The organism is Sphingomonas arabinosi, assembly GCF_036663715.1.
Lineage (GTDB): Bacteria > Pseudomonadota > Alphaproteobacteria > Sphingomonadales > Sphingomonadaceae > Sphingomonas.
Genome location: NZ_JAXOJN010000004.1, coordinates 189,992 through 202,532 on the forward strand (window position 1 = coordinate 189,992; position 12,541 = coordinate 202,532).

A 12,541-nucleotide genomic window follows, 5' to 3' on the forward strand; every position below is an offset into this window, starting at 1 on the left:
GGGACGGGGCTGAATGTCAGCGATATCGCGAGAATATCAGCGGTAGAAGATGTGGTTGCCGATCGAGGCGACCTTGATCGCACGGACCGACGGGCGGCGATCTGGGGTGTTGAAGTAGAGCGCCTTGTCGGCCGGGCTGTTCCACGCGTCGGCGAGGGCGACCTTGGCGACTGCGATCGCGGTACGATACGCGGTGCCGGCGTTGATGTTGGGGATCTGGCCACCGCGGACAAAGCTGAACTGGCCGCGCTGCTTGACGACGGCACAGACGTCGGCGGGGAAACGACCCGACTTGGCGCGGTTGATGATGACTTCGGCGACTGCGAGCTGACCGGTCAGAGGCTCACCCTTGGATTCAAAATAGATAGCACCGGCAAGGCACTGGAGCGCGTCGTCGGCGGCGGCGCTATCCTGCGCGGCAACGGCCTGGGCGAGCGTGTCGAATTCTTCTTCCTCGGCAGGAGCGATCGGCTCGACGGCTGCAACGGTGGTTGCGGCGGGAGCAATCTGCGGAACATTCTGCGGGGAAAGCGCGTTTAGATTTGCGAGAGCGGTAAGATTGGTAGTCGAGCGATCGATGCCAGTAGCCTGACCCGGAGCGCTGTTGCCGAGCAGGCCGGCGAGGGAGAACGTCATGACTGCGATCGTTGCAGCCCGCTGAAGAATCGTCATTCAAACTTATTCAGGTGCGGTTGGACCGCGGTTCGTTCGTCAAAGACGATCGCCCGAGCATCCCCCCGACTGCGTAATCGATCCGGATCGCACCCGCATCGACACAACGCCAATCAATGATGCAATCCCCCTCTATTGGGGGGGCTTTCGAGTCAATCGTCGAGGATCGTTTCAGCGGCGAACCGTTCCGCCGCTGCGATGTCCACCTCGATCACCCACATATCAGGGTCGCGCGCGCGGCGGCGACGCCAATACCCGTCGAGATCCTCGAGCGGGGTGGAGTCGATCAGGGCGGTTCGTCCGTCGGGTCCGATGCCGCGCTCCAGCAAGCGGGGAGGGGCGCCTTTGTCGACTGCGATGACCAGGATGGCGCCGCCTTGCGGATCGCCTTTCGCCATCACCGCGCCGAAGCCTCCAGCGTCGTTGACGCGCCGCAGCAAGGCGCTGACTAGGATTCCGCTGGGCAGACGGCCGCTCATGCTGCGCTGCGGTATCCTAGGAGACCCGCGAGCGCGATCCGCGAGCGCATGAAGGTACCGGTGCCGCGTGCAGCTTCTTCGCCGTCGGCGTCGATCAGGCGCGCGTCTGCAACGAATACACGTCGCTTGCCGCTGATCCAGCGTCCCTCGGCGATGACGGGGCCGACCTTCAGCGGGCGCGTGAGCAGCAGGTTGAACGCGGTGGTGAGCAGGAAACGGTCGGTGACCAGGCTGTTGCAGGCGTAGAAGGCGGCATCGTCGAGCATCTTGAAATAGCTCGTGCCGTGCGCCGCGCCGCCGGCATGATAATGGCGTTCGTCGATCGTGAAATGAATGCGCGCGACGCCGGCTTCGGGGATTTCCAGCGAGGAGTCGAAGAAGCGGTTAATCGGGGCCTGGGCGTAGAGGGACTCGAGAGCGCGGAAGTGTGCGTCTGCGCCTGCTGTGTTGGGGGTGTCAGACATGCCGGCGCCGCCCGAATACGCCCACTCCGTCATCCCAACGAAAGTCAGGACCCGGAGCCACGAAGGGCAGCCGTTGGTTACCCTGGGTCCTGACTTTCGTCAGGATGACGGACGCGGGGACGGCGCGGGGATCATGCTGCATCGCGGACCTCGTCGGCGGTGAACAGCGCGTAGACTGCGTCGGGGGATCCGCCGCCGCGCAGTTTCTCCAGGAACGCCTTGTCGCGCAGTCGGCGCGAGACGCGGGCGAGTGCCTTCAGGTGGACCGCGCCGGCATCGGTGGGGGAAAGCAGCATGAAGACGAGATCGACGGGCAGGTCGTCGACCGCCTGGAAGTCCACCGGCTGCGCAAGCCGCGCGAAGACGCCCGTCACCTGAGCAAGGCCTTCGAGCTTGGCATGGGGAATCGCGACGCCGCCGCCGAACCCGGTCGAGCCGAGCTTCTCACGCGCGGCGAGGCGGTCTGCAATCAACTTGGGGTCGGCGTCGATCAGGTCCGACGCAACCGTGGCGAGATGCTGGAACACCGCCTTCTTGTTAGTAGCGATGACGCCCGTCTGCACCGCGTCGGGACGCAACAAATCACTGAAATCGGTCATGGTCTTCATGTGTCTCAAGCGCCCCCGCGCGCGTCCGCCTTAGCGGGTTGCGCGGGGGCGTAAAGGCGCGGCCGAGAGACCAGCGCCTTTATGGACCCTTATTACTGAGGAGGGGAGGCCGCGCCAGTCGAAGCGGCCCGCTGTGGCTCGACCCAACCGATCGTGCCGTCGCCGCGCTTGTAGACCATGTTATGCGCGCCGGTGCCTGCATTCTTGAACAGCAATGCAGCGGTGTTACGCAGATCGAGCATCATCACCGCGTCGGATACGCTGGCCTCTGGAATGTCGACGCGGGTTTCGGCGATGATCAGCGGTGCATCCGCAACATCGTCCTCCTCGACGCTCTCCTGGAACAGGGTGTAGCCGGCATTATCATAGCCGTTGCTCTCGGCCATCGCGACCGCTTCGCCGGCGTGGCGATCCTTAAGGCGGCGCATGTAGCGGCGGAGCTGGGTTTCGATCTTGGCCGCGGCAGCGTCGAACGCGGCGCGAGCGTCATACGCGTCGCCATGCCCCTTGAGCACGAGGCCCTTCATCACGTGCGAGACGATATCGCATTTGAAGCCTGCATCGTGCGGCCCCTTGCCGAACGTCACTTCCGCCGAAATGGCGCGCGAGAAATACTTGTCGGCGATACCCTGGAGTCGGTCTTCCACGTGGCTGTTGAGTGCTTCGCCAGTGTCAACCTGGTGACCAGAAATCCGGATATCCATTGTCGTCTCCTTGTCGGCGTTACAGTCTCGGGCGGTCCTGTTGGCTCCACCCTGCCAGCGTCATCCGGACGCCACGGCCCCCCAAATCGGATCCTTGATCCCCTTCATAAACGCCGCATGCGCCGCAAGGTCTCCCTCGCTCACCGCGAAAACACGCGGCGGACGAACGACACGAGGCGCCCGTGCGACGATCGGAGTCGATGCGCTGCTGCCGGGGTCACTGAGCAGGCCAAGGCCGATCTGGCGACCGCCCATCAGCTCGACATAGACCTGCGCGAGCAACTGGGCGTCGAGCAGCGCGCCGTGGAGCACACGGTGGCTGCGATCGATCCCGAAGCGCGAGCAGAGCGCATCGAGCGAATGCTTGGCGCCCGGATGACGGCTGCGCGCGATCTGCAGCGTGTCGACCATCCGCTTCATGTGGATGATCTGGCGGCCGCATTTCGTCAGCTCGCCGTTCAGGAACGAGAAGTCGAAGCCGGCATTGTGCGCGATCATCGGCGCATCGCCGACGAAGTCCAGCAGATCCTCGACGGCGTCGGCGAATCTGGGCTTGTCGGACAGGAACTGTTGGCTGAGGCCGTGAACGTTGAACGCCTCGACCGGCATGTCGCGTTCGGGATGGTAATAGGCGTGGAAGGTACGACCGGTTTCGACCCGGTTGACCATCTCGACGCAGCCGATTTCGACCATGCGGTCGCCCCCGGAAAAACTTAGGCCGGTGGTTTCGGTATCGAAGACGATCTCACGCATCGTGATGGTATCGGCTCAGATTTCCAAGGATGCAAGCACCGCCCGGACTTGCGCACGTGTCTCGTCGAAGCTGATGTCGGTGCGAATCACGTGATCCGCGCGGGCGCGTTTCTCGGCGTCGGGGGTCTGGCGAGCCAAGATTGCGGCGAACTTCTCGGCGGTCATGCCGGGGCGGGCGAGGACGCGCGCACGTTGGACGTCGGGGGCGGCAGAGACGACGACGATCAGGTCGACGTTGCGGTCGCCGCCGGTCTCGAAGAGCAAGGGGACGTCTAAGACGACTCGCTTGCCGGTGTGCTGCGCGAGGAAGGCGGCGCGCTCCTCGCCCACCGCCGGGTGGACGATGGCTTCGAGTCGCTTGATCGCGGCATCGTTGCCGAACACCGCTGCACCGAGTTTCGCGCGGTCGACTGCGCCTGCGATGGTCGTGCCGGGGAAGGCGGCTTCGATCGTGGGGACCAGGTGGCCACCGACGCCCTGTAACCGGTGCACGGTCGCGTCGGCGTCGAACACCGGCACGCCTTCGTGGGCGAACATCGCAGCGACGGTCGACTTGCCCATGCCTATCGAGCCGGTCAGCCCGATGATCATTTGACCAGCAACGCCCGGAGGTCCTCGTCGCGATCGCGCGGTGGTTCCACGTGGAACAATATCTCGAATGCGACGGCCGCCTGGCCGATCAGCATTTCAAGGCCGTCGACGGTTTCGAGGTCCCGTGCACGTGCCGCCTTAAGCAGACCCGTTTCGAGCGGCGAGTAGACGATGTCGTAGACCAGCGAGTCCGGGTCGAGCGCGCCGAGGTCGATATCGAGCGGCGGCTGACCGGTCATGCCCAGCACGCTGGCGTTGACGAGCAAGCGCGAGGGTGGGGCAGCTGGGCCGATCGGCAATGCCTGCCCCTTCAGCCCGAACGCCGACAGCAGCGCCGCACCCTTGAGCGGATTGCGGTTGAGGATGGTCACCGGGCCGACGCCCATCCGCGACAGCGCGAACAGGATCGCGCGGGCGGCGCCACCGGCACCGATCACCGTGACGGGCTGCCCGGCGATGTCGAGATCGTCGATCGGCGCCCAGAATCCGGCGGCATCGGTGTTGGTGCCGATGCAGTCTCCCGCCTGGTTGCGGAATACGGTGTTGATCGCGCCGATCGTCCCGCGGACGTCGCCGGGGTCGGAAACGTGGTCGAGCGCGGCGAGCTTGTGCGGCATGGTGATGTTGCACCCGCGCCAGGCGGGGTCGGCTTTGCGCTCGGCGAAATAGGCGGGGAGTTCGTCCGGGGTTACGTGTTTGTGGCGATACTCGGCGTCGATCCCGAGCGCGTCGAGCCAGAAGCCGTGGATCAGTGGAGATTTCGACTGTGTGATCGGGTCGCCGATCACTTCTGCATAGGGGCGGGTCATTCGAAGCTCCGTGTTCCCCGCGATGGTGGGGATCCAGTTTGGGCACCCGCCTTCGCGGGTGAGCGCGGTTTAGTCTACTGCAGTTGGATTGCCATGCGCCGTCCGCCGCCCCGAACAATCCTTCCCCTTGCAGGGAGGATCAGAAGCTTCGGGTCATGCCGGCAATTCGCCACGCACGCGCAGGAAGTCGAGAACGTTCAACAGCGGCATCCCCAGTACCGTAAACTGGCTCCCCTCGATCTTAGCGAAGAGTTGCGCGCCGGGCCCCTCGATACGGTAGCAGCCGACGCAGCCTGAGATCGCGGGCCATTCCGCATCCAGATAGGTTTCGATGAACGCCTCCGACAGCGGGCGGACGTGCATCTTCGCACGCTCGACATGGCGCCAGATCGCCTGGCCGTTTTCGGCGATGACCGCGGCGCTCCAGAGATCGTGACGCTTGCCCGACATCAACCGCAGATGCGCCGCCGCATCGGCCCGGTCGACGGGCTTGTCGAGGATCGTACCGTCCTCCAGCGCAACCAGCGAGTCGCTGCCGAGGACGAGATAGCCCGGCATGCGCGCGGACACCTTGAGCGCCTTCAATTCCGCCAGTGCATCGGCGAGATCGCGCGGGGACAGGTCGCGGAGCGCTGCCTTCGCCGCATCCTCGTCGACGCCTGCGAACGTCGCCTCGAACGGTACGCCCGCCGCGGTCAGCATCGCGCGACGCGAGGCGCTTTGCGAGGCGAGGATCAGGCTCATGCCTCGACCTTCACGGCGTCATCGCTCCGCCGCTGATTGCACAAGGCGATGATCGCGGCCGCCGTTTCCTCGATCGAACGCCGCGTGACGTCGATCACTGGCCAACCATTGTCGGCGAACATGCGTCGCGCAAAGGCCAGTTCGCGCATGACCGCTTCCTCCTCGACATAGGATGTGTCGGGCTGCTGGTTGAGCGACAGCAGGCGGTTGCGGCGTACCTGGATCAATCGGTCAGCACTCGTCGTGAGGCCGACGATCAGCGGGTTCTTGAGGCTATACAGGATCTTCGGCGGTGGGCTTTCGACCACGATCGGAATGTTCGCGGCCTTGTAGCCTCGGTTGGCAAGGTAGATCGAGGTCGGCGTCTTCGACGAGCGCGACACGCCTGCGAGGACGATATCGGCCTCCTCCCATTCCTCCCACGCAATCCCATCGTCGTGCGCAATCGTCCACTGGATCGCATCGACACGGGCAAAATACGCCGCATCGAGGACGTGCTGACGACCCGGCCGCGCCTTTGCCTGCTGCCCGAGCAGTCCCGAGAGCGCGTCGTTGACTGGGTCGAGCGGCGCTACTGCCGGCAACCCCAGCGCCAGACACCGCTGCTCGAGAATCCGCCGCGTCGTCGGGTTCACCAGCGTGAAGATCACCAGGCCGGGGTTCTGCGCGATCTCCTGGAGGATGCGTTCGAGGTGCGCTTCGGTCCGGACCATCGGCCAGAAATGGCGGACGGTCTCGACGTCATCATATTGCGCCAGCGCCGCCTTCGCGATGTTCTCCAGCGTCTCGCCGGTAGAGTCCGACAACAGATGAAGGTGAAGCCGCATCATCGGCGTCTTATCCCCGGCGAGCGGGTCCCTGGGTATGAATCTGTGGATAACATGCGGAAAAGAGCTAGCGTAACTCGCCCCCCTCGCCAAGCGACCGTGGCGCCGTGGATAATAGCGATTCCATCCACACGCTCGCGCACAGCCGTCGATTTTATCCACAGGCTGTGAGTAACGGGGAGCCTTGAATCGAATCAGCGCGTTTGTGCGGGTGCCGAGGGGTCAAGCTGTTGGCATTTCCGGGATCACCGCATAAGTCCCGGGTTCAACCGCCCAACCACTGCAACAACCTATTTCTTGAATCTTCTTATAGTAGAAGAAGGGTGCTCCGCTGACCGATCCGACCCCCAAATCGCCTGTCCTAAAGCCGCTGTTGGCGACCCTTCGCGGTGAGCGGCAGGCGGTCCCGCCGCTGTGGCTTATGCGGCAGGCGGGGCGGTATCTCCCCGAATACCGCGAGCTGCGTGCCGAGAAGGGTGGCTTCCTCGCGCTCGCGACCGATCCCGACGCGGCAGCCGAGGTGACGCTCCAACCAATCCGCCGGTTCGGATTCGACGGCTCGATCCTGTTCTCGGATATCCTGATGATCCCTTGGGCGCTCGGCCAGGATCTGACCTTCGGGGTGGGTGAGGGACCGCGGCTCGAGCCGGCATTGGTCGACCATGCACTCGACCGGTTGCAGCCGGTCATGGGACGGCTGGAGCCGGTCTACGGCACCGTCGCCAAGGTTGCTGCTGCGTTGCCTCCTGCGACGACGTTCCTGGGCTTTGCGGGGTCTCCCTGGACGGTCGCGACCTATATGGTGGCGGGGAAGGGGAGCAAGGATCAGTCCGAGACGCGGCGCTTTGCCTATCGTGACCCGGAGGCGTTCGGTGCGATCATCGATGCGATCGCAGACAACACCGTCGAGTATCTCGCGCGGCAGATCGAGGCGGGCGTCGATGTGGTGCAACTGTTCGACAGCTGGTCGGGCTCGCTCTCGCCTGCGCAGTTCGAACGCTGGGTGATCGCGCCGACCGCGTCGATCGTCGAGCAGCTCCACGCGCGCTGCCCCGGCGTGCCGATCATCGGCTTTCCCAAGGGGGCAGGGGGCAAGTTGCCAGCGTATGCGCACGAGACGGGCGTCGATGCGATCGGGCTGGACGAGACGGTCGATCCAGTCTGGGCACACGCATCGTTGCCTGTGGACATGCCGGTGCAAGGCAATCTCGATCCGCTGGCGTTGATCGCGGGCGGTGCGGATCTCGATGTGGCGATCGACCGGATCCTCGCGGCGTTCGTCGAACGCCCGCACGTCTTCAACCTCGGCCACGGCATCCTGCCCGACACGCCCATCGCGCATGTCGAGCAGCTGATCGCCCGCGTAAGGAGCACGACATGAGCGGTTTTCTCGGCGCTGCGTATGATTGGGTGAAGGCCTCGCATCTGATCTTCGTGATCTTCTGGATGGCGGGGCTGTTCATGCTGCCGCGCTACCTCGTGTATCATCAGGAGGCGCTGGCGGCTGGTAACGCAGGCGAGGCGGCGAACTGGGTCGAGCGCGAGGGCAAGATCCGGCATATCATCCTGACGCCGGCGATGATCGTCGTCTGGGTGCTGGGGATCGCGCTGGCGCTGAACCTGGGGCTGGCGGACGGCGCGCCGGGGCTGGGGTGGCTGCACCTCAAGCTGCTGCTGGTGTTCCTGCTGACGGGCTATCACGGGTGGACCGTGGGCTATGCGAAGAAACTTGCCGCGGGGAAGCCGACGCTGACGGGGAAGCAGTTGCGGATGCTGAACGAAGTGCCGGCGCTCGCGGTGACGCTGATCGTCGTGTTGGCGATCGTGAAGCCGTTCTGAACTTCGCCCCTCCCTGGAAGGGAGGGGCTGGGGGTGGGTCGGCCCGTTCAAGCCACCCGCGTCCCTCCATGCGGAAGCGAACCCACCCCCAACCCCTCCCTTCCAGGGAGGGGCGAAAAGGCTCGCTTGACTAACCGCCCCCCCAATTCTAACTCCTTCTCCCAACACGGCCTCCTGGCGTCCTGCCCGGTCGTGGGTTCAAGCAGACTCGTCTCGCCCAGTTCCGCTTCCCAAGCGCGCCGCCGACCGAGCGTTCTCCCGTTGATTGCTATCCGGAAATCCCCATGCATCTCAAAGACCTGAAGAAGAAGAAACCCGCCGAGCTGGTCCAGCTGGCCGAGGAACTGGGGGTCGAGAGCGCCTCGACGCTGCGCAAGCAGGACCTGCTGTTCGCGATCCTGAAGGTGCAGGCGGACAATGGCGACCAGATCATGGGGCTCGGCACGATCGAAGTGCTGCCCGACGGCTTCGGCTTCCTGCGCTCGCCGGAATCGAACTATCTCGCTGGTCCCGACGACATCTACATCTCACCGAACCAGGTCCGGAAGTTCGGCCTGCGCACCGGTGACACGGTCGAGGGCGAAATCCGCGGGCCGAAGGATGGCGAACGCTATTTCTCGCTGGTGAAGCTCACGGCCGTCAATTTCGATGACCCCGACGTCGTCCGCCACCGCGTCAATTTCGACAACCTCACGCCGCTCTACCCAGAGAGCAAGCTCACGCTCGATCCCGCCGACCCGACCGTCAAGGACAAGTCGGCGCGCGTGATCGACATCGTCTCGCCGCAGGGCAAGGGCCAGCGCACGCTGATCGTCGCACCGCCGCGCGTCGGCAAGACGGTCATGTTGCAGAACATGGCCAAGGCGATCACCGACAACCACCCCGAGGTGTTCCTGATCGTCCTGCTGATCGACGAGCGCCCCGAGGAAGTCACCGACATGCAGCGCAGCGTGAAGGGCGAGGTGGTCAGCTCAACCTTCGACGAACCCGCGCAGCGCCACGTGCAAGTTGCTGAAATGGTGATCGAAAAGGCCAAGCGCCTGGTCGAGCACAAGAAGGACGTGGTGATCCTGCTCGACTCGATCACGCGTCTGGGTCGCGCTTACAACACCGTCGTGCCGTCGTCGGGCAAGGTCCTGACCGGCGGTGTCGACGCGAACGCGCTGCAGCGTCCGAAGCGCTTCTTCGGCGCCGCGCGCAACATCGAGGAGGGTGGTTCGCTCTCGATCATCGCGACCGCGCTGATCGACACGGGCAGCCGCATGGACGAGGTGATCTTCGAGGAGTTCAAGGGCACCGGCAACTCCGAAATCGTGCTCGATCGCAAGGTCGCGGACAAGCGCATCTTCCCGGCGCTCGACGTCGGCAAGTCGGGTACCCGCAAGGAAGAGCTGCTGGTCGACAAGGCCAAGCTCAGCAAGATGTGGGTCCTGCGCCGTATCCTGATGCAGATGGGCACGATCGACGCGATGGAGTTCCTGCTCGACAAGATGAAGGATTCGAAGACCAACGAGAATTTCTTCGACAGCATGAATCAGTAACCGAGTGCGGCCTGCTGCAAGCTGCAGCAGGACTCGCACCGGTTCGGCCGGCGGGGCGCAGCCTCGACCGACGGCATGGGCTTTGCCCATGTCTGGCCAAGCAGACCAAAGCGGCACGCGAGAGCATGGCTTTCGCGTGCCGCTTTGCTATTACCCCACCATGAAATCCGTCACCGGGAGCTGACATCTTGAGTATCATCGCCATGCTGGCCACCGCCGCATCGGGAGTCGCCGGACCCGGCTCACCGCTGGAGATCTGGCAGCACATCGTCGCGGACTTTTCCAACCTCGGCGATCCGAAGGCGCTCGCCGCGTTCGGCTCGGTCCTGATGATCGACCTCGTCCTGGCGGGCGACAACGCGATCGTCGTCGGCGCACTCGCCGCCGGGCTTCCTGCCGATCAGCGCAAGAAGGTCATCCTGATCGGCATTGGCGCCGCGCTCGTACTGCGCATCTTCTTCGCGCTGATCGTGACGTGGCTGATGGGCATCGTCGGGCTGATCTTCGCGGGCGGCCTGTTGCTGCTGTGGGTCTGCTGGAAGTTCTGGCGCGAAATCCGCGAGGGCGCACAGAACGCAGGGTCCGAGGAGATCGAGGGCGATGAACGCTCGGGTCTGCGGTCCTCGAAGGGTTTCGCAAGCGCGGCCTGGGCGGTTGCCGTTGCCGACGTGTCGATGAGCCTGGACAACGTCCTGGCGGTCGCTGGCGCGGCGCGCGAGCATCCGGGCATCCTCGTCATCGGCCTGCTGCTGTCGGTCGCGATGATGGGTCTTGCCGCGAACTACATCGCGCGCGTCATCAACAAGTATCGCTGGATCGCCTATATCGGTCTTGCCGTGATCCTCGTGGTCGCGATCAAGATGATCTACGAAGGCTGGGTCGGTACCGGCGACACGCTGGGGATCATCACGCTGCTGCGCTGATCGATCGCCGATTGTGGGATAGAAAAGGCCTCGCCAGGTGATCCCGGCCAGGCCTTTTTCATATCTGTCGTCAGCGCCCCGTCATGCTGGAACAAGCCGGGGCTAACGGGGGGGGACGTTAGCCCAGGTTCTCCACGAAGAACTTTGCCGTCCGCTCGTCCGCCAGATTCGCCGCCGCATCCGACCGCCGCTCGCCGAACTCGGTCGCGAAGCCGTGATCCTCGCCCGCGTAATCGTAGATCGTCACCTTCGCGTGATCGTCGAGCCCGGCATGCATCGCTGCCTGCGCCGCCTTGTCGACGAAATGATCCTCTTCCGGCACGTGGAGAAGTACCGGGTGCGCGATCGCGTGCTTCTCAGCCAGCAAGCCGTCGATCCCGACGCCGTAATAGCCGACGCTCGCATCGACGTCGGTCCGCGCCGCGGTCATGAATGCGAGCCGTCCGCCGAGGCAGTAGCCGACGACGCCGACCTTGCCACCGTCACCGAGTTCGCCGCGCGCCGCACGAATGCTGGCCTCGATATCGGCAATACCTTTGTCCTGATCGAACTGTCCCATCAGTTCGAGAGCGCGATCGAACTCCGGCTTGATGTCCGGATCGAGTTCGATGCCGGGCTCCAGACGCCAGAACAGGTCGGGCGCGATCGCGAGATAGCCGGCTTCGGCAAGCGTATCGCACTTGCGGCGGATACCTGCGTTCACGCCGAAGATCTCCTGGATCACGATGATCGCGGCCTTTGGCGTGCCCGCGGGCGTCGCGCGATATGCGGTGAATTCGCCATCGCCCGCCAGCGTGGCGATCTTGGTGGTGTTCGTCATAGCAATCCTCCTGGCGGCCGCTCGTGATCGAGCAGCCTGGATTTGGTGATGGGTCCGTTGCCCGCGGAATACGCACCAAGCGCCCCGCCGGCTCCAAGGATCCGGTGACAGGGGACGACGATCGGAAACGGGTTGCGCGCGCATGCTTGGCCGATCGCACGGGGGCTGGACCCGATCGCTTTCGCGAGCACGCCGTAGCTCGCGGTCTCGCCATAGGCGATGTCGACGATCCCCTGTCTCAGGACCGCGCCGCGCTCGGTAGGCGAGGGGGTGAGCGGCAGGTCGAACGCCGTTAGCCGCCTGGCGAAATATGCATCGAGCTGACGGAGCGCTTCTCGGATCGCTGGCGTATTGCTCAATGTCGCCTCGCCGGTCGCGAGGATCTCGATCGCGTCGATCCGCTCCGCGGTACCGGTCACGCGGACCAGTCCGATTGGCGTTGCGATCGAGGCTGCATCGCGCGCATACATTGCCACGCTATGCAGCGCGCGGATGGGCGGCTCAAGCGCCATCTGGGACGCGGTACATGAAGATGAATATCGAGATCGAATGCACCCCCGAAGAGGCGCGCCGCGCGGTCGGCCTGCCCGATCTGACACCGATCCACGATCGCTATGTCGCGATGATGATGGACGCGATCCCGGACGGCCAGATGAAGCCGGAGATGCTCGAATCGATGATGCGCGGCTGGCAGCCGATGGGCGAGGCGGGGATGGCGATGTGGAAGCGCATGTTCGACACCGCGACCAAGACGGGCGGCTGAGTTT

General features: G+C 64.5%; 17 protein-coding genes. 5 read left to right on the plus strand and 12 right to left on the minus strand.

Annotated features, from left to right (window positions below; all coding sequences use genetic code 11):
* Nucleotides 1-36 precede the first annotated feature (36 nt).
* From U1708_RS09215 to U1708_RS09260, 10 genes are all read right to left on the minus strand, one after another.
* Nucleotides 37-636, minus strand: a complete 600-nt coding sequence (locus U1708_RS09215; protein ID WP_332744911.1) for a cell wall hydrolase — start codon at nt 634-636, stop codon at nt 37-39.
* Between the two features lie 188 nt (nt 637-824).
* On the minus strand, nt 825-1,151 hold the full coding sequence (locus tag U1708_RS09220; protein WP_332744913.1) for a DUF1491 family protein: 327 nt from the start codon (nt 1,149-1,151) through the stop codon (nt 825-827).
* Nucleotides 1,148-1,615 (minus strand): PaaI family thioesterase, encoded by a 468-nt coding sequence (locus tag U1708_RS09225; RefSeq protein ID WP_332744915.1) that lies wholly within the window; start codon nt 1,613-1,615, stop codon nt 1,148-1,150. Before U1708_RS09225 ends, U1708_RS09220 begins: the two co-directional genes overlap by 4 nt.
* A 131-nt stretch (nt 1,616-1,746) precedes the next feature.
* Entirely contained in the window at nt 1,747-2,214 is a 468-nt protein-coding gene (locus tag U1708_RS09230) for a PTS sugar transporter subunit IIA (protein WP_332744917.1), read from the minus strand.
* Nucleotides 2,215-2,315: 101 nt separating this feature from the next.
* Nucleotides 2,316-2,927, minus strand: coding sequence for a ribosome hibernation-promoting factor, HPF/YfiA family (hpf, locus tag U1708_RS09235; protein WP_332744919.1), 612 nt, complete (start codon nt 2,925-2,927; stop codon nt 2,316-2,318).
* A gap of 60 nt (nt 2,928-2,987) precedes the next feature.
* Nucleotides 2,988-3,680, minus strand: coding sequence for a DNA polymerase III subunit epsilon (gene dnaQ / locus U1708_RS09240; RefSeq protein ID WP_332744921.1), 693 nt, complete (start codon nt 3,678-3,680; stop codon nt 2,988-2,990).
* A gap of 15 nt (nt 3,681-3,695) precedes the next feature.
* Complete coding sequence (gene coaE / locus U1708_RS09245; RefSeq protein ID WP_332744923.1) at nt 3,696-4,271, minus strand: dephospho-CoA kinase; 576 nt, start codon at nt 4,269-4,271, stop codon at nt 3,696-3,698.
* Entirely contained in the window at nt 4,268-5,080 is an 813-nt protein-coding gene (locus tag U1708_RS09250; protein WP_332744926.1) for a shikimate dehydrogenase family protein, read from the minus strand. The genes coaE and U1708_RS09250 overlap by 4 nt, the downstream gene beginning before the upstream one ends.
* Before the next feature lie 153 nt (nt 5,081-5,233).
* Entirely contained in the window at nt 5,234-5,824 is a 591-nt protein-coding gene (locus tag U1708_RS09255) for a Maf family protein (RefSeq protein ID WP_332744928.1), read from the minus strand.
* Nucleotides 5,821-6,654, minus strand: a complete 834-nt coding sequence (locus U1708_RS09260; RefSeq protein ID WP_332744930.1) for a pyruvate, water dikinase regulatory protein — start codon at nt 6,652-6,654, stop codon at nt 5,821-5,823. The genes U1708_RS09255 and U1708_RS09260 overlap by 4 nt, the downstream gene beginning before the upstream one ends.
* Nucleotides 6,655-6,982: 328 nt before the next feature.
* Here U1708_RS09260 and hemE point away from each other — a divergent pair, with 328 nt between their 5' ends.
* The 4 genes from hemE (at nt 6,983) to U1708_RS09280 (ending at nt 10,954) form a co-directional block, all read left to right on the plus strand.
* Nucleotides 6,983-8,032 (plus strand): uroporphyrinogen decarboxylase, encoded by a 1,050-nt coding sequence (gene hemE / locus U1708_RS09265; protein WP_332745155.1) that lies wholly within the window; start codon nt 6,983-6,985, stop codon nt 8,030-8,032.
* A complete protein-coding gene (locus U1708_RS09270) occupies nt 8,029-8,490 on the plus strand; it encodes a HemJ family protein (protein ID WP_332744932.1) in 462 nt (153 codons plus the stop codon). Before hemE ends, U1708_RS09270 begins: the two co-directional genes overlap by 4 nt.
* 284 nt (nt 8,491-8,774) lie before the next feature.
* Nucleotides 8,775-10,031: a transcription termination factor Rho gene (gene rho / locus U1708_RS09275; RefSeq protein WP_031395107.1), complete on the plus strand. Its 1,257-nt coding sequence runs from the start codon at nt 8,775-8,777 to the stop codon at nt 10,029-10,031.
* A 203-nt stretch (nt 10,032-10,234) separates the two neighbouring features.
* Nucleotides 10,235-10,954 carry a TerC family protein gene (locus U1708_RS09280; protein ID WP_307089460.1) on the plus strand — a complete coding sequence of 240 codons (720 nt, stop codon included), beginning with the start codon at nt 10,235-10,237 and terminating at the stop codon, nt 10,952-10,954.
* 118 nt (nt 10,955-11,072) lie between these two features.
* Here U1708_RS09280 and U1708_RS09285 read toward each other — a convergent pair whose 3' ends face one another.
* Complete coding sequence (locus U1708_RS09285) at nt 11,073-11,774, minus strand: dienelactone hydrolase family protein (protein ID WP_332744935.1); 702 nt, start codon at nt 11,772-11,774, stop codon at nt 11,073-11,075.
* A complete protein-coding gene (locus U1708_RS09290) occupies nt 11,771-12,244 on the minus strand; it encodes a methylated-DNA--[protein]-cysteine S-methyltransferase (protein WP_332745158.1) in 474 nt (157 codons plus the stop codon). Before U1708_RS09290 ends, U1708_RS09285 begins: the two co-directional genes overlap by 4 nt.
* A 56-nt stretch (nt 12,245-12,300) precedes the next feature.
* Here U1708_RS09290 and U1708_RS09295 point away from each other — a divergent pair, with 56 nt between their 5' ends.
* On the plus strand, nt 12,301-12,537 hold the full coding sequence (locus tag U1708_RS09295) for a DUF6489 family protein (protein ID WP_248524238.1): 237 nt from the start codon (nt 12,301-12,303) through the stop codon (nt 12,535-12,537).
* Nucleotides 12,538-12,541 lie beyond the last annotated feature (4 nt).

What these genes read in the sequence shown, in the direction of transcription:
- U1708_RS09250 (WP_332744926.1), bottom strand. Translation starts at nt 5,080, where the DNA reads ATGACCCGCCCCTATGCAGAAGTGATCGGCGACCCGATCACACAGTCG.
- U1708_RS09280 (WP_307089460.1), top strand. Translation starts at nt 10,235, where the DNA reads ATGCTGGCCACCGCCGCATCGGGAGTCGCCGGACCCGGCTCACCGCTG.
- U1708_RS09215 (WP_332744911.1), bottom strand. Translation starts at nt 636, where the DNA reads ATGACGTTCTCCCTCGCCGGCCTGCTCGGCAACAGCGCTCCGGGTCAG.
- rho (WP_031395107.1), top strand. Translation starts at nt 8,775, where the DNA reads ATGCATCTCAAAGACCTGAAGAAGAAGAAACCCGCCGAGCTGGTCCAG.
- U1708_RS09285 (WP_332744935.1), bottom strand. Translation starts at nt 11,774, where the DNA reads ATGACGAACACCACCAAGATCGCCACGCTGGCGGGCGATGGCGAATTC.
- dnaQ (WP_332744921.1), bottom strand. Translation starts at nt 3,680, where the DNA reads ATGCGTGAGATCGTCTTCGATACCGAAACCACCGGCCTAAGTTTTTCC.
- hpf (WP_332744919.1), bottom strand. Translation starts at nt 2,927, where the DNA reads ATGGATATCCGGATTTCTGGTCACCAGGTTGACACTGGCGAAGCACTC.
- U1708_RS09225 (WP_332744915.1), bottom strand. Translation starts at nt 1,615, where the DNA reads ATGTCTGACACCCCCAACACAGCAGGCGCAGACGCACACTTCCGCGCT.
- U1708_RS09230 (WP_332744917.1), bottom strand. Translation starts at nt 2,214, where the DNA reads ATGACCGATTTCAGTGATTTGTTGCGTCCCGACGCGGTGCAGACGGGC.
- U1708_RS09220 (WP_332744913.1), bottom strand. Translation starts at nt 1,151, where the DNA reads ATGAGCGGCCGTCTGCCCAGCGGAATCCTAGTCAGCGCCTTGCTGCGG.
- U1708_RS09295 (WP_248524238.1), top strand. Translation starts at nt 12,301, where the DNA reads ATGAAGATGAATATCGAGATCGAATGCACCCCCGAAGAGGCGCGCCGC.
- U1708_RS09270 (WP_332744932.1), top strand. Translation starts at nt 8,029, where the DNA reads ATGAGCGGTTTTCTCGGCGCTGCGTATGATTGGGTGAAGGCCTCGCAT.
- U1708_RS09260 (WP_332744930.1), bottom strand. Translation starts at nt 6,654, where the DNA reads ATGATGCGGCTTCACCTTCATCTGTTGTCGGACTCTACCGGCGAGACG.
- U1708_RS09255 (WP_332744928.1), bottom strand. Translation starts at nt 5,824, where the DNA reads ATGAGCCTGATCCTCGCCTCGCAAAGCGCCTCGCGTCGCGCGATGCTG.
- U1708_RS09290 (WP_332745158.1), bottom strand. Translation starts at nt 12,244, where the DNA reads ATGTATGCGCGCGATGCAGCCTCGATCGCAACGCCAATCGGACTGGTC.
- coaE (WP_332744923.1), bottom strand. Translation starts at nt 4,271, where the DNA reads ATGATCATCGGGCTGACCGGCTCGATAGGCATGGGCAAGTCGACCGTC.